The sequence below is a fragment of the Pseudomonas syringae genome (genome assembly GCF_001698815.1).
In the GTDB taxonomy this organism is placed as follows: Bacteria; Pseudomonadota; Gammaproteobacteria; order Pseudomonadales; family Pseudomonadaceae; genus Aquipseudomonas; species Aquipseudomonas syringae_A.
Genome location: NZ_LGSI01000049.1, coordinates 70,810 through 90,241, shown reverse-complemented (window position 1 = coordinate 90,241; position 19,432 = coordinate 70,810). Strand labels below are relative to the sequence as shown.

Sequence of the window (19,432 nt, the reverse complement as noted above, 5' to 3'; positions counted from 1 at the left end):
TCTTAAGATGTTGAAAAGCAGGGAAATTTGTCGTAAAAATAGCACTGAGCAATTGAAATCTCATAAATTGATTTTTAGATAAACTCTTGACTCGAACGACTTGCAAAGCAGTCAAAATTAAATCACAGGAGCATGGAAGGAATGGGGATTCCAAGGAATTATTATCTCAAGGGATATGTTGATTACTCAAAGCCTGGCCAGATTGAAACCTTGTATAAGGAGGGGTTTGCCAGTGAAGTAGAGATACTGACGTCTTGTGTACTCTCTCCTCAAGATGTTTTCGTTCTTGTCGAAAGGCTATCTTGGACGTCAATTGATGGGGATATAGTTTATCATCTTGATGGTGACTCTTCTCATGTGATGGTGACGTATCCATTTTCTCGGTTTTGGGGGGCGATAACCGACTTATTTTATATTGGCCAGTACTCTGAAGAGTATTCAGTAGCATTCCATCTTGTGTTGACGAAAAAACTTCAGTTAGCCGATTTTAGATTCCCCCATTTTATTAGAATAAAATTGCCAACCCATCAGCTTGGCGAGGAGTTTGACGCTATCAAATTGGCGCCTCATGACGCTGACATTGATTCGTTTGAATGTCGCGCAGATATTATTTCTCATGCTACTTATATCGAGGGCATGCTATACAAAATAATTATTGATAGTCGCAAGCGGGCGACTAAACCTATCAAGGAAATGACATATAACGATAAGATTAAATTTTGCAGGGATGAGAAGCTTCTGAGTCGTGATCTTCTTTCAGTTGTGAGGGGGTTGAAAAATTTGAGGAACGAAGCCGCTCATCAATTCTCCTTCGAAAGTAGCGGCCCTACTGGAAATTACTTAAAAGTCAACCCAGTTAGTGATAAGTTACTAACTGACATAAAGGTATTTGTTGATGTTTGCGAGAAGCGATATTCATTAAGTGCAGGCAGGATAAATCGTTTTCATAACTGCCTCCGAATGCTTGCAGGGGAACTGAATAAAAAAGCCGAATTATCCCAGCAAATTACTATAGGAAAGCAATATCCTGAAGACTTATCTAGTTACTTCTATGGATAGGCCTGCCTCCATCGCAAATGATCACACGGTTCGGGTCCCGGGCGGCCGCTCTCAGGGGGAAGCAATCGGCCCGGACTTCGTGAAAACGCCACCGATCAGATGTAGCGCTCGAAAGCAGAGTATCTCACTTCTACGCAAAATCTAATTCCGTTCACTCGCCAAACGTTCACAGATTTTAAGTAGAAGCGCGGAGTTAAAACAAGTGCGAGCGTTTTTACACAGCCAGAGCCAGAAGCAGCCCTTCGATGAGGTCTAAATTCGACCCAAAACTGTCTTGCACGAGGGGTAGCTAACGCCCAGAAGCGGCCACTAACGATTAAGCTAATGGACAGACAAAAGTGTAGTTTTTGTCTGTCCGGTGAACGAAGTAAGCGTCTTGAAAGTATTGTTATGTGCCGCTTGCAAAGAGCTTTTTAGCATGTGCGTCAAGCTTGTATCGCTTTGCGGGTTGATCATCAAAGCAAAATACACCTTCTGTGTTCCATACAGCTACACCACCTTGAATGTTTGGGATCAAGGAAAGGCTTGGCACAGACTTTATCCAGTGCATATTAATTCTTACATCTCCTTTGACTATGACTTTGCCAATGGCTTTTGCTATGCCTGTTTCTGAGGTACGATTAAAATTTGCGAGTAGAACGAAATCGCCGATCTTGATGTCTTCAAAGATTTTTTCGGGAGAATTGTTTTTTGCTTTTGGCCACTTACTGAGGTCGGGAAAAGCTAGTTCGTCTGACCTGAGTATGGAAGTGAGTTCATTCTCTTCGTAGGCGAATCGCCAGAATTTTGTCCGCATATTATTTCCGAAGGTGTATAACGCCTGAATTAAGCCGAGCCGCGAAGCGGCGTCGGCTTGAATAAATTGTTAGGCTTCAACGACCGGTTCTCGGAGTGTGATCTGCAGGGAGCTGGGCGAGATAAGGCTCGGTGCCCGATGATTGATGCTGTTGGGGCTGCTCATGCGAACGCTAAATCCGTGTCGAGCCAGAATCCCAAGCTCTCGGATGGACTCAACGCGAACGTAGTCCTTCTCAAAACGGGTCATGCTTGCGACATACTTTCCATCCTCGTGCAGGTGCGGGACAAGAACAGCCCCGACCTCGTCGCCGCGCGACACGGTGTAAGACATGGCGATTGCTTCTGACACTTTGAGATCCCCTGTGGTTGAGGCCTAACGTTTGGTTAAGGAGCGGGCTTTAGCCAGTCCCAGCGAGCGGATCAAACGTTGAATCCACCGCCAATTTCTACCTGTCCTGACGGGCCGCAATTGACCGTAGCTTTGTAAAACGTAGCCACTGCTTCGAAGTCTGAGTCGCAGCGTGAAATCTGTCCAATCGCGACCGTTCATATGTGCCGTTCACATATGTCCGTTTGAAGATTAGGACAAGCGCGCCGGCGCGATTCAGGGTGTAGCTGAGACGCTCGACTTCGGCGTCAGAACTATCGCGCCGTTTATCACTTCAATGGTGAGTACTTCGCCGATTCTCATTCCTATACTGGCAAGTAGGTCAGGCGGCAAGTCAATTATGACGTCACCGCTTCCATCCGCAGGATCTTGGCATTTCACTGTCAAGCGCTGGGCTTCGGTCATGATGTTACTCACGCTTTGGTCTTGGCGGGGATGATTTATGATCGCAATGTCTTCGCCGGTTGAAGCGTGATGCTGACTGCGATGGGCCGTTTTCTGTCTACCGTGAGGGGCTCCAACCGACCCGTTGCGGCCAGTGGCCAAGCGTTCGTCTGATTGCTCACAGGCTCACAGCTGAGCGCTCACTACAGTCCGGATAGTCCATACATGAATGGTTAGCCTAATCCTCCCTCAAGTGACCACGAGGGCCAATATGCAAGCCCTCAGACAAATAGACCTCGCTGCATCCATCGCCAACGATGGCTTCATAGATGTCTGACAGGTCATTACTCAAGGCGTCGCTTGCTGTCACGTGCTGCTTCTTGCCCTCTGTGTAGTAGCCAATCTGAGTTGGTGAGTAGTAGCCATCCTGCATGCGGATGATAGGGACAAGCTTTGCTTTACCTTTCTCGTTGCATTTTGAGCAATGGAGATGTTGCTCAATGGCAAAGATATCCGAAATGTACTTGTTCCCTGGGTCGAGATTTTCAACTGATTTTTTCACTTCATGTCCACATGGACACCAAATGTAAGGACGAAAGCCGCTCCTGTTCCACGATGACAAATGACGAATATGAAGACGCATTTTTGCGAAGTTGGCGATCATGCTTTCAATGTCACTCTCAAATCCTTCTAAACCTTCCACTGAAAGTAGCTCAATAGTAACATCGCTATTGTCCAACCAGGCACGCTTGAGCTCTTCGGTTGTGTGTGTATAGCCATCCTCAGATTCAATTTCTGACAGAGTAGAAATACCTTTCATCGGCGATAATCGAGAATTGCAATTTCCAGAACTTCATGCTGAAGGTTCGAGTGAAGGGGTTATACATGGGCGCTTTGTAGCAAGTGATGCTTCGCTCAATGGTCGTCAGTCCACCACTAGACCTTGATAAGCTGCCACCATCAGATAAGATATTCGAGAACATCGCAAAAACTATCGGAGAAAAAGATCCCAATAATGCGTTGCGTATCGCATTGATACGAGGCATTAACAGGCAGAATGCTGCGCATTATCGAGTAGCTGTTACAAGTAATCTTGATCGATCTGATGATGGATCCTCGAAAGTCCAAACGGCACTTTCTAGGCTACATACCATGACGCCGAGTTCTTCTGAAAATATTGACAGATTTTTGAAAGATTACGAAGTACATAAGAGGTGTCATGTTGCTACGGTGAACTCCAAAGGGAAGCTCGTTAGGCATCTAATAACTTCTGGCGTCGTTGTCATGCATGCCTGGGAGATCGATGAAAACGACCAGGAGATTTCGGCGATCCAGCCTGACGACGATATCCTTGTTCCGGCAGGTATGGAAAATCCTCCAATCAGCCGCGCGTTGGCGAAGATTCGTTCATTTGAAGCCAGATAATGATTAGTAATCTGCCTTAGGCGTCCGATCGATGGCGCCTGGGGAGCTTTGTGCCTTTGCGACGAACGACGCATTCGGTTGATATTGGTCCGAGTATCCGCTTCTGGCCGAAAGCCGCTGTTCACGACCGCAGCCTTCGGCCAAACGGGAACGGCTGGTTTATTAATCGTGGGGAGCGCACATAGACTCAAGCAGTTTGCGCTTTAGCTGTCATCTCCGTTAAGGCTTTCTCGATACCGGTAGGTTTCTGAAACGAAATCAATGAAGGCCACCGCAGAAGCAACGGCTAGCCGGGCATGTCTTGGCTGCAAACCGCGATGCTGTCCATCTCGTCCATGCCCGGTACCGTAACCATTTTAACCTTTAGCATGTCGACGACTGTCTTCGAAATGGGTGGGAATGCGTTCCCATTTCGCGCCCTGGTAGCTACGCTTGGTGTCAACAATTGCGCGATCAAAGTGGAAACCTTGCCATGAGCAGTATTCCTGACCTCCAAACTAGCCCAGACTTAGTCCACAACGGTGACCCTGAACCAGACGCGCTCCTGTCGCCCGAAGAGGTGGAAGTACGGCTCGCCATAGCTGATTACATTGTACGTCGGGTTGCTGGGACTCCCGCAGGAACTGCAATATTTGATGCCCTTCTGCCACGATTCGAAAACCGCTACCCCCATCATAAATTGCTCGCTCATTGCCTCACTTCACCTGACTACATAGATACAGACGACGAACAGTAGCGGGTTGAACGGGCGTACACCGCGAACATTTGGCAGACGAAGTTCCAGCCTTACTGGCACCCGCAGTTGTCCGCGGTCGGACATACACCGTCGCCCGAGCCGGTTGTTCAGCTCCGCCTACTCGGTCTAATTGCTGAATAGGCTGCTGCCTAAGGCGCTCTTCCTTTTACAGTGCCGGGCTTGCAGGAGTAATTGGATGAGGGGCTGAGGCAAGGTCATTGACGTGCACGTGCCGAACCTGAACATGATTCACGGGTGCAGCCCACCAAAATACGCATGGCCCAACCCCGCAATCCTCTCATGAGATTGAGCGTCCACACGCATCAAGAGCTAGGTCATTGCCTAGCGCTCATCGGCTTTTTATTCCTCCCCATTGGACCTATAACCCGGTCTGCCAGTGCGCGGTTAACCCCAGCCTAACCACACGCCCCGCATTACCAACCCTGACAGGTGCCGAGAAACGACCGGGCACTCCTTTCGCGGTGTACCTCGGATGGCCTCACCGGCCCTCGGCGCGTCCTGAGGTCAGCAACCGAAGAGGCCATAACTGCTACGGAATTAGTACCAAAGCGACCAACGGTCGCTGACACGGGATAACGCCGACTTATCCCACCTGACGAATGGCGACGAGCAAGCCGGCAAATGGCTCATTGATAGCCTGTAATTACATGAAACGTAGCCTGGTACGATATCGTCGGAGGACGCGATGGCTCGGGGTGCCATCAATAAGGTCGTGGTGCAAAAAGCGCGCGCGGCCCTGCTCGCGGAAGGCAAGCATCCGAGCATCGATGCAGTGCGGGTGAAACTCGGCAACACGGGGTCCAAGACCACCATTTCTCGCTATCTCAAGGAACTGGAGCCGCGGATGTCAGGGACGCCTTGGAATGAACGAGTCAGCCAGGCCGTGCTGGCGCTCGCCGCGCAATGGGGCGAGCAGTTGGCCACGGAGGCTCAGGCCATCGTCGATGACGCTAAGGCCTCTTGGGAAGCGTCTGCTGCAGCGCTGCAAGCGCAACTCGATAAGGCCGAGGTGGCCCTGTCGCAAGCGCGCCAAGCCGGCGTCGGATTGGAACGCGCGCTAGCAGAAGAACGCGATCAGCGCGCCCTCGACGCAAACCACACTGCCGCGCTGAACGCGTCCCTTACGTCCGCCCGGGCGAACCTGCAGGAATTCAGTACGCGGCTGGAGGAAAAACAGCTGGCCATTGACCTGCTGGTCACGCAGGCCAAACACAACCAGGACAACCTTGAGCATTTTCGTCAGGCGAGTGAGGCGCAGCGCGCCGAACTGGTGCACCAGCATGAACATCAAGTGCAACAGCTGGCCCGCCAAGTGCGGTCGACCGCGCTGACCTTGGCAGGCGCCCAACAGCAGTTGATCGATTTAAACCGGGACAACGCCCGACTCGTCGAAGACCTCAATCAACGCCGCCACACCCATCAGCAAAACGCCAAAGCATTGCGCGATCTGCAGCAACGCTTCGAACGGCTGAGTAGGGAGCATGCTCAGCTGTCAGGGCAAGCCCAAGCGCACAGTTCCCGGGTAACGGGATTGCAGATAGCCCTGGACGAGAAAACAGCCGAGTGTGAAAGCCTCAAACAGGCGGCGGTCCAATGCACTGAGGCGACTAAATGATCCGCTCCAATTGTTCCAGCGCCGAGGCAGCCCTTCGATCCAGCGCATTCATTTGCGTATATAACTCAAACAACAGTGGGTGACCGAGGAGCGGTCGGGGAGTTTGGTGATGCTGAAGGAGCGCATTCGCCAAAGCACGGCGGTGCAGCGGAGTGGCGCGTTCAACAATCGCGCAGAAGAGTGCCCACTCGGACTTGCTGACAGTCAGAAATAACGGGGGACCAGAACCCAACTCCTGAAGCGTTCGGTATTGCGCAATAAGCTTATCTAACTCGTCGGCGTTGGTCGGATCATGAACTAAGCCGCAATAACGCGGGTCGTCAGTCGGCAGTTGATCTTGGAGTAAAGACTGCAGCACATACCGCGCGGCGTACCAACCAGGTTCCAGGCTAAGTTTGGCCAAGCTGTTGATAACCCCTCGACGGTAACTAACGCTGTCCAGCCAGGAACATGAGGGTATTTCTTTGAGCAGGATCAGCAGACTCGTCAGATGGTCTGGCTCGGGTAGCGTGGGTAACAACTGGACGGGGTGCGCTAACGTAAGCGCAATGCTTTTGGCACAGCACGGGTCACGGCTGCCCACCTGCTTTAACCAATTGGCCCGCGTTTGGGATGGGCTTTTCAGCACCTCCCATAACAGCAATTCTCGCAGCGCTTTCAGATCTACAGAGAAGGTCGCCAGCATCGCCGCATGGCCCGGTGAGGCCCGCTGGCCGGCCAACTCGGCGGCCCAACGCTCAGCATTTTGGCTGCCACACGCGGCCCGGGTTCGCCGCTCATAGGCCCGAGCCAGCGCATAGCCGCCCGGTTCTATGTTGGCCAGCTCGGCCCACGCGTGTGCCATCACCATGTTTTGTAAGTGTTGACACTTAATTGCCACCGCGCGGGACATGCTTCGCCCTTCGCCCACCTTCCCACTCGCCCGTCTCATCAGCGCAATCATCGCACTGGCCCTCTGACCATTCCTTTTAGTCATGCTACGCCCAAGCCAAGTTCCCGATGCGAACGTTCAGTTCAACAATTGGTACGTACTCCTATCTTTCTATAGCACGAGTGTCCTCACCGTGGAACGCTCACTGTTTTGTCGGGCCTTGGATCTATCAGCACTTCAGCGGATCTTGGGGCGCACATCAGGTGCATGGGTAGCGGCTAAAAAATTACATACCGTCGGCGTAACCTGATGACTCGGACACTGAAGCTCCCGTCGTGGTCAGCACTCCAACCAAGCTACCAGCAACGGTACCGCTCATGTTCTCGCTCTGGGCTTGCCCAGATCAGGCCAACGCTGGGGAGGAATCGCCATGTGGGATGAACTGAAGTGGCTCGAGCAAGGGGCGATTCCTGCCCGCGACATTCATCGGGGCCGTCATGGTCGAAACACCATCTACTTCCCTTCAGTCAAGAACCAGGGTCAAGTCATTTGCGAAAGTGTCCTGGAAGCCAGTTACTGTATTTGGCTGGAGTGGGACGTCGATGTCAAAAGCTATCATGCGCAACCGCATACTTTTCGCTGGACATGGAACACTGCAAGGTTTCAATACACGCCTGACTTCTATGTAATCCATGAACTGGCGGCCAATCACTTTACCGAGGTGAAACCGGACTTTACGAGAGCACCAGCTAAATACCGCATCACCCTCAGGGAGTTTATTGACCATTGCGACCGGGAGTCAATCCGGTTCAAGTTAGCCGACGCTGGCAGTATTCAGCGGGCGGTACGGCTGAGTAACTTAAAGATGCTGTACACCCTTATCCACCGGATCACCCAATGGGAAGCCGACTATTGCTCGGCTTTTCTTTCGCAGCAAGATACGACCTTAAGTTTACGTGAAGTTTGCTTGCACCCAACGCCGCCCTCCCTGCGGGCTCTCGCCAAAGCTATCTTCAGCGGAGAGTTGCTCGCCGATCTGGATCGTCCGCTGACGCTGGACAGCAAACTGACCAAGAGGATGTAACCATGAACGTCCGTCAATGCCGCACTCGCCGCACCCTGCGTAACGGAAAACAACCTGGCCTGGGAACCGTGAAGCCTTCGCCAGCAGTATTAGCCCGCAAGAGGGTCATGGGCCGTGCAAAGCGCGCTTATCAGAGCACGTTACTTCCACCCGAGCTGGTTGTGCTCGCCCAGTCCCAACCGATGGTGCCTCCGCCTCAAGACGCAGCGCAACATCATCACGCCGCGCAAATCGGAAGCCTCGTCCTCGACCAGCTCATCGAAAACGTATGGCACTCACGACCGCACGCCTCCTTGTCCAAGCTGTACCTGATGATCTGCCAAGAACCCGCGCGCGCCGATGCCGTTCGATCCACAGTCAGATTGCCGGCGCTGGGCGCGAGCCCCCCGACTAGGGTGTTACGAAATGCCCGTCGGCTAGCAGAGGGGGATCAGCCTGAAAAGAAAAAAACGCTGGGCGGCGCAGCGCCGCAACATCATCGTGGACAAAGCCGTCTTAACCTAACCCGCAAAACGTGCCGGAGGCATTACCGCTATGCCTGTGCCGACATCGACGTGAAGTTAAACACTGGCGCGGGCGCGCTGGTACGCAGGGGTTATCTGCACACGATAGTCGACACGTTGAGTGGCGGCGTACTCTTCGCGGAGGTGCGACTGACGCCCCTGTCCTGCGAGGCTATTGCTCGATGGCTAATTACCAGTCAACAGCGTGCATTCGGTTGGAACCGTCGCAACGATGGTCACTGAGCGCACCGCCGACCGACCAATTGATTGGACGGTCGGCGCTGAGTCACCACACCCCATAGCACATGGGCGGTAACCACTGTCTGGCCGTGTGCTTCACCCTTGCTTAACGGAATAGATAATCATGGACACACCGCTGCCGCCGTCCGTCGGCTCTCAATACATGATGGACGGCCGAGTGTACGAAATAATCAACCTCACGCCCGAACTGGTATCGCTGCGCGATGTGGATGGCAAACGGGCGCAGTACCTCGCGCTCGCAGACTTCGAAAGGCTGCTGTTCTGCAAAGAGATTATCTTGTACCAATCAGCGCCCCTGCAACAATCCAACGCTATATACTTTCTCGACTCGAACGCGCCGCGCGTGATACGCGCGCGGCGCAAATACTTCTATGTTGAAGGATTGCGGAAAGCCTTTTCCGACCGGTTACCCCGTGAGGCGTGCGCCTCGGAGCTGAAAAAGCTGGCCGTGCAGTATGGGGATGCCAAGCCCCCTAGTTATTCCAGCGTCTGGGCGTGGAGCCGCCGCTGCCGCCAGCATGGCGGTTCGCCATTTTCTCTACTCAAGCTGAAAAGCCAACGGCCGAGAGGCAAAATAACAGCTGAAGACACTTCGCAGATCATTCGCAGATACATCGACGAAGCATATCTCTCGGATCAAAAACCCACCGTCGCGCATGTCTACAAACTTATCTGTGGGCAGATCATCCACGATAATATTTTACGCCTTGAAAACAATGCCAGTTGTATAGCCACGCCGTCGTTGAGTACCGTCTATCGACGCGTTCATCAACGTTGTCGTCTACTGCAGGATACCCGTCGGTTAGGAGCACGCCGAGCTCAAAAAAACAACAAGTTTGGCATCAAATGGGCAGAACCAAGCCGCCTACTGGAGCAGGTCGAGCTGGACTCAACGCCACTGGATTTACAACTCGTAGATGTTGCGGGTGAACCCATCGGACGTATCGGCCACCTGCAGGCGGCCATCGAGGTTAAGTCCGGTAAAATCATTGCCTATGATCTCTCCCTGACCCCGCCATGTGCAGAAAAGACCCTTCGCGTATTCAAAATGGCCTTAACTGCGGTGGAAGGCGAAGAGCTGCAGCGGGGTAAAATGCAAGAACTGATAGTGGATAATGGAACTGAAGTGGCGAACGAAACTGTGCGAGTCGCGGCAGAAGTTCTGGGTATTCAACTGCGCTACGTCCCTCCCAACACCCCTGATGCCAAACCGCATATAGAGCGATTCTTCGAAACACTCAACAGCTCGTTCACCCACACGCTACCCGGTACAACATTCTCAAACCCGGTCGCACGAGGGGATTATGACTCAGCCGCCAAAGCCTGTTTTACCATCGAACAGGTACAAGCTTACTTTCGGACCTGGCTCGAGGGTTACTACCACAACCACTGCCCTAGTAATACCAAACAGTCACCGAACGCGATATGGGATCGGGAGATGGCTAAACAGTTTCCGCCACAAAAATACGCACAAAAGGATTTGGATCATTTGACGCGCCGCATTGAGAGACGAAAAATCAACGGAGGGAGAGTGAGTATTCTCAACTTGAGTTGGACCGGCCCAGGGCTGGCTGAAATGCAAAACCGATTAAGGCCCGGTAAGCAGGCCATCATCTACTATGACGCCTCTAATCTAGCGGAGGTCTTCGTAGCACTGCCAGAGCGCCCAGACGAGTTGTTTCGTGGCGTGGGCACCTGGCCGGCGTACCAAGAACACTTGACCCACTATGAACACCTATTGGTGCAACAACGACTGAAGCACCGCGGTGAACAGTTAACAGAAAGGGTGGCACTTCTAGCCTTATGGCAACTTCGCAAAGAGCTCAGCGCAGCGGAGATCGACTTCATTACGCGTAAGCGTAAGCGCCCAGCCCCAAAGCCTAACCATCAGGTTCGCCTCACACCCCCTGCAGAGCCCTCCCCCTCCTCAAGGGACTTTGATAATGTCTGTACTGCACAAGAGGACTACGACACGTTCTATCTTTCAGATCAAAACACATAACTTGGAGCCAACAACGTGAATCTCATAAGTGAAGTTCAAGGGCACGCTCCCTGGTCTAGGTGCGCTGTTAAGTAAAGGCACTTTTAATTAACCGCCCGTAGAACGCCACGATGAAATTCGCCGGACCGCGACTGCGAATCTAAGGATGGACTAGCGCGCGTTGGGACAAGTGCCGCAAGGCAGGCCAGTTGGCAGCCTAATGCAAAGCAGACTGAAACGGCCGAATCAAAATGAACCCCCTATGTCCCGTAGTCCAACAAGCATGATCAAGGAGATACGACATCAACAGCACGTCGGATATCTTAAAACAGTTTAGATTGTTTACAGTGGAACATCCTCAGTTTAAAGGAGCAGTACACGGCATTCTCGAAAGCTTAGACAACACGGCAGAAATGGACGATCCCGCATCTGCCATGTTATTGGGGCTTCCGGGCACAGGAAAGTCCAGGGTCTGTGCAAGGGTGCAGGAACAGATGAGCCATCCTGGAGAACAGGAGGATGCCAAAGGTTTGACAAAGATCATCCCTTGCCTTTATTGCCGAGTTCCCGCACACGCCACAATAAAGGAGTTGTCCCTGACGATGTTACACGATTTGGGCTCCAATGCTACAGCGCGGGAGAGTGCAACCATGCAACACACTATCGTACGATTACTCAAAACATGCCAAACCCGCTTGGTCATTCTTGATGAGTTTCAACACCTGGCGGAGAAAGGTGCCGATAAAACCCGGGCGATCATGTGTGACTGGGTTAAAACACTCTTGAATGAATCAGGAATACCTGTTTTGCTCGCCGGAACGCCCGCCTTTGAAAAAATCGCCGACAATAACGCCCAGTTAAGTCAGCGGTATCCTTGTCGCCTGCGAATGGAAAATTTCCGCTATGGGCCTGCGGGCGCTAATATCGGCGCTGAATGGCGACAAGTGCTTGCAAAATTGACCAGCGAAATGATCAGATTGGGCGAAATCCAAAACTACATATTTCTATCAGACGATTACTTCGCGTTAGCCACCTACATTTACACCGGCGGCAACATGCGCGGCCTACGACATTTACTCCATGCGGCTTTTAAATCGAGCTTGAACAGAGGGGATCACACCCTCATTCAAGCAGATTTTCTTGCTGCGGCCGACCGACTGACCTTTCTAGGTCAAATAAAGCTTTCGAAAAATCCATTTGCGGCCAGCGAAGCTGAGCTGCACAAAATTTTGCATAAACTCATATGAAACTCTTAGCCTACGTGCCTCGCCCACAGCCGATGGAGAGCCCGACCAGCTTGCTCATACGGTGCGCTAAAGCCAATGGCTTTTTCAATGTCCAGCACATGTGTCGCGCATTCGGTGATAAGGGTGGTCAACGTCATTTGGACTTACGCCTTGTAAATGGACCGTGGTGTGAGATTTTATGTCACGAGGCCCCCCAGTTCGCTGAAGAACTCCGGCTCGCTTTTTACCGCCAGCCACATAAAAACTTCAGCCGTATCAGTAAAGTATGGGTCGGCGGAAAAGCAGTCTTACGTCCCGAAATTTGCACAGATTTTCGCCCTTGCCCATTTTGCGTGACCGAAGGCTTTACTCGTTTTACTCAAGATTTAAAGGCATTCGATTATTGTCCTATCCACAATATTCCACTACTCACCCGATGCTGCAACTGCGGACGTACGAGCAAATGGAATACAATCGACGGCTTCAGCTGCAAATGCGGTTGCCCTTACAGCGAGGGCTGCCTGACATACACGTCAACCGGGTTTCAGTTTTCGTCTAGTTTCGGCCCTCGTAGCGCTGCGTTCGCACTGGATCACGCGTTGAAAGCTAATGGAATAAGGCTACAGTACCAAGATCAATTACCCAACCCGTTGGCACCGTTTCTTTTCCCCGTGCGAAAACTAAAGAAACTTATTATCAACGACATGCGGCTTTATAGAGGCTTACCAGTGACTGTCTTTGAGGCGCCTTGGCTAACTGTAACGGAACCTATGTTTCGCGCACGAGTTATAGAGCTAGTCCGATCACTGCATAAAAATGAAAGTTGCACATGCGAAAAGGATTGCTGCGGCGGATTGCGAATGACTCTTTCAGAGCTAAAATATGCGGCAAACGTCAACAATTATCGCGCCCGACAACTGGCATATGAGAACCTTCACGATGGACATTCAGTGCACGCAGACAAAAACCACTTTAAAATACCACGCTTGTGCGAAGTGATCCGGCGAGAAATTTCGGCCCGTGTTAAACTTGATAAGACGGGGTATCCTACCGAAAACTTTTATTCCGCAGTTGATGCAGCCTACAAACTTCACACTAGCCCCCAATCCGTCATCAGCCTCATCCGGGCAGGGGTTTTGGATAGGATATGCGTCGCGAAGGGAAAGTATTACATTGAGGCGCCGGCTGTGCAACGCTTCTTCGATCACTACATTCTTGCTTCAGAACTGGCCATCCGTTTTGAGACAAGTAATAAAGCAATTATAACAACGCTACGCAAAAAAAATATATGCAAGGCACTTTCCTCATTAGGACCTTGGATCCCAGCTTATTATTTTAGGCGCGAGGTTTCAACAATTCAGGCCGAAGACTTCGCGGCATTAAGAATTAGGAATGTTCGCATAAAAAAAGCCGGAAACTGCTGGCTCGCCAGCAAGGCTCGATACCTATCCATGCCACCGAGAGACCTAAGAGACTTAGCTGTTAATCACTTCAAATGTAATCAGTCGCTCCGTGATATCACTCCAACCGACGAACAAAGCTTAATGGCGTGGCGGACTAGTCACTGCTCGGTGTCGGAAGCCTGCGCTCAACTTAACATTAATCGCAGTCTATTTTCTTCACGATTTATTTCCACAAACTTGATCAGCACTGAACACTGGGGAAAAACGACCTACGTTTCTCAATCCGATGTAAAGATGGCTGCACAGCATTTAGCCACCTATTATTCTGTACGCGAGGCTGCTGCGCGCTTCTCGCTCGGAGTCAACACGGTCAAATCGCTACTAAGCGCAGAAATACTTAAACCCGGCAAACCGCTTGTTGCAAAGACTCACACACAGAAATTTATACTTAAATATAATCAACCTGAATCCTAAAGCATATTCTCTGTATCGCACTACTCCCCACCTTACACATAGTCTATTGATTGCCAATCACACTAGGCGCAATCCAATCTGCGTGCGCACAGACTATTGAGCGAACATTCAATTTATTCTGACAGCTTTCAAACCCAATCCAATTACTGATGAAACTTTCAATTCATCTTCTGTTGAAACCCACGATGCAAGGGCTCTAGTGTAGGCACGCGATTTTCGTTTCTAAGGAAACTTCACGCAGGGGTATTTCCTGCTGACCCCCGTCCTCACAGCCAGCGAGGCACTGGAAGCCATGACCCGTACTCCCAAACCCTACGACCTGCTGCTTTGCGACCAGGGTCTGCCGGACTTCCAGGGGTTCGACCTGATTGAACGGGCCCACAAACGAGGCTTCGTCCGCCGCGCCATACTCCTCAGCGGACTGGGCGACAGCCAGTTGCACGCACTTGAACAGATGGCACTCGAACGCGGCCTTCCGCTATTGGGCTGCCTGAGCAAACCCCTGCACGGCCCGGATCTGTGCCGCATGCTTGATGCCGCCCTCCCGGACGCATGATTGAGCCAAACGCCGGACGAGACAGTAGTGAAGCGATAAGTAGATGGCGATGAAATCAACCAGTGAAGGCTGTAGGCGAACATTCCTTAGTTTGCAGGAAATTTCCCAACCGAAATAAACAATGCATTTTTTTATAACTGAATTCTCACGATATGCCGTTGATAATTTAAACACTAACGCAACGAAAAATGGGCATTCTCGTACTCCGATACTTTAATTGTTGTAGGACATTTCCTATATATACCCTGCAGCGCAGTCTGTTCATGGGCCTGCTTGAACATCTGAGCTAAGGTGCGCGCTTTCTTCGCAGCTTGTATGGATTGAATCATGAACTCAGTTTTTATCATCGACGATCACCCGGTTATTCGCCTCGCCGTTCGAATGCTCCTGGAAAACGAAAATTATCAAGTGGTGGGTGAAACCGATAACGGCGTGGATGCCATGCAGATGGTCCGCGAATGCATGCCGGATCTGATCATCCTCGACATCAGCATCCCCAAGCTCGATGGCCTGGAAGTGCTGGCCCGGTTCAATGCCATGGGTCTGCATTCGAAGATTCTGGTCCTGACTTCGCAGACCCCCAGCCTGTTCGCCATCCGGTGCATGCAATCGGGTGCCGCAGGCTATGTCTGCAAACAGGAAGACCTCAGTGAACTGCTCAGCTCGGTGAAAGCCGTTTTATCCGGCTACAATTACTTCCCGAGTCAGGCGCTGACCAAAGCTACTGGCGAAAACGGCCAACCCAGCGAAATCGAACTGTTCAAGTTGGTGAATGATCGCGAACTGATGGTATTGCAGCTGTTTGCTCAGGGTCGTACCAATAAAGAAATCGCCAAGGGAATGTTTCTCAGCAATAAGACTGTCAGCACTTACAAAACACGCCTGATGCAAAAGCTCAGGGTTAAAACCTTGGTAGAACTTATCGAGATGGCAAAACGCAACGCGCTCGTGTGAGGGACCGGATGTCCACGCGCATTAAACATTATTTGATACTGGTCGCCTGTGTCTGCGCTAGTTGGAGCGCACAGGCGATTCCGGCTGACGGCGAATCCTACCGCCTGCTGAGTCGCTCCAGTCCCGGACACATGGACGTCAAGCTGGACAAGGCGCAGTGGCAGTGGGTACACGAAAAGCGCGAGCTGATCCTCGGCACTTCTGCCCCTGATTACCCGCCGTTTGATCTAACCCAGTCAGGTCGAGAGTACGAAGGCTTCACCGCCGACTACGCCGGCATCATCTCCGTAGCGCTGGACCTGCCCGTCAAGGTCCAGCGCTATGATTCCAGAGCTTCGGCCATCACCGCCCTGAAGGAAGGCAAGATCGATCTGCTCGGCAGCGCAAACGGCTTCGAAGCGATCGATGGCAGTCTCAAGCTTTCTACACCCTATGCAGTGGATCAGCCGGTTCTGGTGACGCGCGTCGGCGAGACGCGCGCACTGAACCAGGGCCTGGAGGGCATACGCCTGAGCATGGTCTATCACTATCTACCGGAGTCCAGCGTCGCAACCCTCTACCCGGGGGCCACATTGAAGACTTACCCGTCGTTCCAGAGCGCAATCAACGCCGTTGCTTTCAATCAGGCCGACGTCTTTCTCGGCGATACCATTTCCACCCAGTACCTGATCAACAAGGGCTATCTGAATAACGTGCAGATGGCTAATTTCGGCAAGCATGAAGCCAATGGTTTCAGCTTTGCGGTGCGCAATGACGGTACGCCCTTGTTGCACATACTCAATCAGACCCTCAAGTCCATCAGTGTCGATGAGCGTATCGCCATCTCCCGGCGTTGGGGGGCTGACGATCTGATGTTGACCGATCAGAAACTGCAACTGACCCAGCGTGAGGAGCGCTGGATCGCGCAACACCCAACCGTACGCCTTGTTATCAATGAATCCTACGCACCGCTGACTTTTTTCGATGCCAACGGCAACTTCCGTGGCATCACCGCCGACCTGCTGGAACTGGTGCGCCTGCGCACCGGGTTGCGCTTCGAAGTCAGTCGGTCGCAAAGCCTGTCCGACATGCTGAACCGGGTCAGTCAGGGTCAGGCCGACATGATCGGAGCGCTGATCCCCAGTGAAGAGCGCGAAGACCAGCTCAGTTTCAGTCGTCCTTACGTCGATAACTCATTCGTGCTGGTGACGCGCAAATGGCCAGACAATCCGCCCCGACTTGAGCAACTCAACGGCAAACGAGTGGCGATCAACGTGGGCAGCCCGCTCACGGCTTACCTGCGGGACAATTTCCCGGAGATCGTGCCCATCGAAGTGGACAACCCTTTCCAGGCCCTGGACATGCTTGCCCAGGGTCGAGTCGAAGGCGCGATCACATCTTTGCTGATCGCCAATTATTTTCTTTCTTCCGGCGTATTCGAGGATCGCCTGCAAATGACCGCGACGGTCGGCAACGAGCCGGCCCTGATTTCCATGGCCACTTCGCGCAAGGCCACTGAGCTGAGCGCCATTCTCGACAAGGCGCTGTCGAGCATCGCCCCGCAGGACCTGGCGGTGATCAACAACCGCTGGCGCTCATATACCCCGGCCGGAGGCAACTGGCACGACTATCAGCGCCAGATCTATCAGATCCTCATCGGAGCCGGACTGTTGTTGCTCGGTTCACTGGCCTGGAATGCCTACATGCGGCGCCAGATCAAACAGCGCGAACGGGCCGAGCGCGCGCTCAGCGATCAGTTCGAGTTCATGAGCGCCCTGGTTAACGGCACTCCGCATCCCATCTATGTGCGCGACCGCGAAGGACTGCTGCGCATGTGCAACGACAGCTATCTGGAAGCATTCTCGGCGCGGCGCGAAGACATTCTCAACAAAACCGTCACCGAGGGCATTCTCAGTGATGTCGACGAAGCCCACGAATATGCCGCCGACTACAAACGGGTGATGGCCAGCAGCACTCCACTGATCCTCGACCGCACGCTGCATATCGGCGACCGACATCTGACGATCTATCACTGGATCCTGCCGTTCCGTGATTCGCTGGGTGAAGTCCAGGGCGTCATCGGTGGCTGGATCGACATCAGTGAGCGGCGCCAGTTGATCGAGGAACTTCGCACCGCCAAGGATCAGGCCGATGACGCCAATCGTGCCAAAAGCACCTTTCTGGCGACCATGAGCCATGAAATACGCACCCCAATGAACGCGGTGATCGGCATGCTCGAACTGGCCCTGCGCCGAGCCGACCAGGGTCAGCTGGATCGTCCGGCCATCGAGGTGGCCTACGGCTCGGCCAAGGATCTGCTGGAGCTTATCGGTGACATCCTGGATATCGCGCGCATCGAATCCGGACGCTTGACCCTGAGTCCGGAGCGGGCAAATCTGCGTCAGCTGGTCGAATCGGTATTTCGCGTTTTCGATGGTCTGGCCCGGCAAAAGAGCCTCGGCCTGTTGCTTGATCTGGACCCCGGCATCAACACGGATGTCCTGATCGATCCGCTGCGCTTCAAACAGATTTTGTCCAATCTCATCAGCAACGCGATCAAGTTCACCGAGCAGGGTCAGGTGAGAATCAGCCTGCAGACCGATACCAGCCCGGACCCACAACAATTGCGACTGCACGTGCTGATCCAGGACAGCGGCATCGGCATCAGCGCAGAGGATCAGCAGCGGCTGTTCGAGCCTTTTGCCCAAGCGGAAAACACCGGTCAACAGGCACGTACCGGCGCCGGACTGGGGCTGGTGATCTGCCGTCACCTGTGCGAAATGATGGGCGGCACATTGACCCTTAGCAGTGAGCCCGGCGATGGCACGCAAATACACATGACCTTTGATCTGACGACTCTGGAGCCACTGGAAATCGCCGCGCCTGCAAAGGAAGCACCACCCCAGGAAACGACTGCGCTGGACATTCTCATCGTTGACGATCATCCAGCGAACTGCATGCTTCTGTGTCAGCAGCTCGAATTTCTCGGTCATCACTGCTCGACTGCCGAACATGGTGCCCAAGGTCTTGAGCTTTGGTCGCCGGGACAATTCGATCTGGTGATCGCTGACTGCAACATGCCGGTGATGAATGGCTACGACCTGACCCGCGCAATACGTAACCATGAGCAGGATGAAGGTCGCCAGCGCTGCACGATATGGGGCTTTACCGCCAATGCTCAACCGGAAGAGAAGCAGCGCTGTCGGGATGCCGGCATGGACGACTGCCTGTTCAAGCCCATCAGCCTCAAGGCGCTCAACGAGCGATTGGACAAGCTTCAGCCTCGCGCCCGGCAACGCCCCGAGATATTAGCTCCCGAAGTATTCGATATGGGTAGCGTCAGCCTGTTGACCGGTGATCGTCCCGATAGCGTTCAGCGGCTATTGGCGCAACTGCTGCTCAGCTGCGAACAGGACCGCAAGGAGCTCACCGGCCTGGAGGCAGCGGCGAATCAGGCAGATATTCGTCAGATGGCACACAAAATCAAGGGCGCAGCGCGGATCATCCGGGCGGTTCAGGTCATCGACAGATGTGAAGCGCTGGAAGACGCCTGTAGCGAGGACGAACCTGTGGAGATTATTGAGGCGTGCCAGGCAGCCTTGGCCGCTGCAATGAGTGTTCTGGAGACAGCCTTGCGCAACGCGCTCCATCAGAAAGATGAATCGGGCAACCGCAACGGGGGAAACGAGGGGATCCACGACTAGACGGGGATCT

Annotated in this window: 13 protein-coding genes and 3 pseudogenes; 12 read left to right on the top strand and 4 right to left on the bottom strand. The window is 52.9% G+C overall.

Features of this window, described 5'->3' with window-relative positions:
- Positions 1-141: 141 nt before the first annotated feature.
- Positions 142-1,059 (top strand): hypothetical protein, encoded by a 918-nt coding sequence (locus AFK24_RS15530; protein ID WP_065834041.1) that lies wholly within the window; start codon positions 142-144, stop codon positions 1,057-1,059.
- A 388-nt stretch (positions 1,060-1,447) separates the two neighbouring features.
- Here the strand turns inward: AFK24_RS15530 and AFK24_RS15525 are convergent, their stop codons facing one another.
- Both AFK24_RS15525 and AFK24_RS15510 read right to left on the bottom strand, forming a co-directional pair.
- On the bottom strand, positions 1,448-1,855 hold the full coding sequence (locus AFK24_RS15525; RefSeq protein ID WP_065834040.1) for a hypothetical protein: 408 nt from the start codon (positions 1,853-1,855) through the stop codon (positions 1,448-1,450).
- A 1,012-nt stretch (positions 1,856-2,867) separates the two neighbouring features.
- Complete coding sequence (locus AFK24_RS15510) at positions 2,868-3,449, bottom strand: hypothetical protein (protein WP_065834037.1); 582 nt, start codon at positions 3,447-3,449, stop codon at positions 2,868-2,870.
- A gap of 98 nt (positions 3,450-3,547) precedes the next feature.
- Here AFK24_RS15510 and AFK24_RS29985 point away from each other — a divergent pair, with 98 nt between their 5' ends.
- A complete protein-coding gene (locus tag AFK24_RS29985; RefSeq protein WP_205884871.1) occupies positions 3,548-4,054 on the top strand; it encodes a hypothetical protein in 507 nt (168 codons plus the stop codon).
- 203 nt (positions 4,055-4,257) lie between these two features.
- Here the strand turns inward: AFK24_RS29985 and AFK24_RS29980 are convergent.
- Positions 4,258-4,398 (bottom strand): annotated as a pseudogene (locus AFK24_RS29980) (abortive infection family protein); the annotation flags it as partial.
- 1,098 nt (positions 4,399-5,496) lie between these two features.
- Between AFK24_RS29980 and AFK24_RS15495 the strand changes: the two are divergent.
- A complete protein-coding gene (locus AFK24_RS15495; protein WP_065834034.1) occupies positions 5,497-6,426 on the top strand; it encodes a DNA-binding protein in 930 nt (309 codons plus the stop codon).
- Here AFK24_RS15495 and AFK24_RS15490 read toward each other — a convergent pair.
- A complete protein-coding gene (locus AFK24_RS15490) occupies positions 6,419-7,318 on the bottom strand; it encodes a hypothetical protein (protein ID WP_139110509.1) in 900 nt (299 codons plus the stop codon). The two genes, AFK24_RS15495 and AFK24_RS15490, sit on opposite strands and share 8 nt — an antisense overlap.
- 409 nt (positions 7,319-7,727) lie before the next feature.
- On the opposite strand from AFK24_RS15490, the gene AFK24_RS15485 reads away from it, so the two are divergent.
- The 9 genes and pseudogenes from AFK24_RS15485 to AFK24_RS15455 all read left to right on the top strand — a co-directional run bounded on the left by AFK24_RS15485 (position 7,728) and on the right by AFK24_RS15455 (position 19,422).
- Positions 7,728-8,381, top strand: a complete 654-nt coding sequence (locus AFK24_RS15485) for a hypothetical protein (RefSeq protein ID WP_065834032.1) — start codon at positions 7,728-7,730, stop codon at positions 8,379-8,381.
- A 2-nt stretch (positions 8,382-8,383) separates the two neighbouring features.
- Entirely contained in the window at positions 8,384-9,127 is a 744-nt protein-coding gene (locus tag AFK24_RS15480) for a hypothetical protein (RefSeq protein WP_139110508.1), read from the top strand.
- Positions 9,128-9,248: 121 nt separating this feature from the next.
- Positions 9,249-11,147: a DDE-type integrase/transposase/recombinase gene (locus AFK24_RS15475; RefSeq protein ID WP_065834030.1), complete on the top strand. Its 1,899-nt coding sequence runs from the start codon at positions 9,249-9,251 to the stop codon at positions 11,145-11,147.
- Between the two features lie 326 nt (positions 11,148-11,473).
- Positions 11,474-12,373: a TniB family NTP-binding protein gene (locus AFK24_RS15470; RefSeq protein ID WP_170826340.1), complete on the top strand. Its 900-nt coding sequence runs from the start codon at positions 11,474-11,476 to the stop codon at positions 12,371-12,373.
- A pseudogene (locus tag AFK24_RS32065) lies at positions 12,370-12,768 on the top strand (TniQ family protein); the annotation flags it as partial. The gene AFK24_RS15470 and the pseudogene AFK24_RS32065, both read left to right, overlap by 4 nt.
- Positions 12,769-13,212: 444 nt before the next feature.
- Positions 13,213-14,229, top strand: a complete 1,017-nt coding sequence (locus AFK24_RS31595) for a hypothetical protein (RefSeq protein WP_240500393.1) — start codon at positions 13,213-13,215, stop codon at positions 14,227-14,229.
- A gap of 238 nt (positions 14,230-14,467) precedes the next feature.
- Positions 14,468-14,785: pseudogene (locus AFK24_RS15465) on the top strand (response regulator); the annotation flags it as partial.
- Positions 14,786-15,112: 327 nt separating this feature from the next.
- On the top strand, positions 15,113-15,739 hold the full coding sequence (locus AFK24_RS15460; protein ID WP_065834028.1) for a response regulator transcription factor: 627 nt from the start codon (positions 15,113-15,115) through the stop codon (positions 15,737-15,739).
- Between the two features lie 8 nt (positions 15,740-15,747).
- Positions 15,748-19,422: a transporter substrate-binding domain-containing protein gene (locus AFK24_RS15455; protein WP_080482162.1), complete on the top strand. Its 3,675-nt coding sequence runs from the start codon at positions 15,748-15,750 to the stop codon at positions 19,420-19,422.
- Positions 19,423-19,432: the final 10 nt, after the last annotated feature.

Excerpts from the sequence above, each read along its gene's own strand:
- AFK24_RS15530 (WP_065834041.1), top strand. The coding sequence starts at position 142 with ATGGGGATTCCAAGGAATTATTATCTCAAGGGATATGTTGATTACTCA.
- AFK24_RS15525 (WP_065834040.1), bottom strand. The coding sequence starts at position 1,855 with ATGCGGACAAAATTCTGGCGATTCGCCTACGAAGAGAATGAACTCACT.
- AFK24_RS15510 (WP_065834037.1), bottom strand. The coding sequence starts at position 3,449 with ATGAAAGGTATTTCTACTCTGTCAGAAATTGAATCTGAGGATGGCTAT.
- AFK24_RS29985 (WP_205884871.1), top strand. The coding sequence starts at position 3,548 with ATGGTCGTCAGTCCACCACTAGACCTTGATAAGCTGCCACCATCAGAT.
- AFK24_RS15495 (WP_065834034.1), top strand. The coding sequence starts at position 5,497 with ATGGCTCGGGGTGCCATCAATAAGGTCGTGGTGCAAAAAGCGCGCGCG.
- AFK24_RS15490 (WP_139110509.1), bottom strand. The coding sequence starts at position 7,318 with ATGTCCCGCGCGGTGGCAATTAAGTGTCAACACTTACAAAACATGGTG.
- AFK24_RS15485 (WP_065834032.1), top strand. The coding sequence starts at position 7,728 with ATGTGGGATGAACTGAAGTGGCTCGAGCAAGGGGCGATTCCTGCCCGC.
- AFK24_RS15480 (WP_139110508.1), top strand. The coding sequence starts at position 8,384 with ATGAACGTCCGTCAATGCCGCACTCGCCGCACCCTGCGTAACGGAAAA.
- AFK24_RS15475 (WP_065834030.1), top strand. The coding sequence starts at position 9,249 with ATGGACACACCGCTGCCGCCGTCCGTCGGCTCTCAATACATGATGGAC.
- AFK24_RS31595 (WP_240500393.1), top strand. The coding sequence starts at position 13,213 with ATGACTCTTTCAGAGCTAAAATATGCGGCAAACGTCAACAATTATCGC.
- AFK24_RS15460 (WP_065834028.1), top strand. The coding sequence starts at position 15,113 with ATGAACTCAGTTTTTATCATCGACGATCACCCGGTTATTCGCCTCGCC.
- AFK24_RS15455 (WP_080482162.1), top strand. The coding sequence starts at position 15,748 with ATGTCCACGCGCATTAAACATTATTTGATACTGGTCGCCTGTGTCTGC.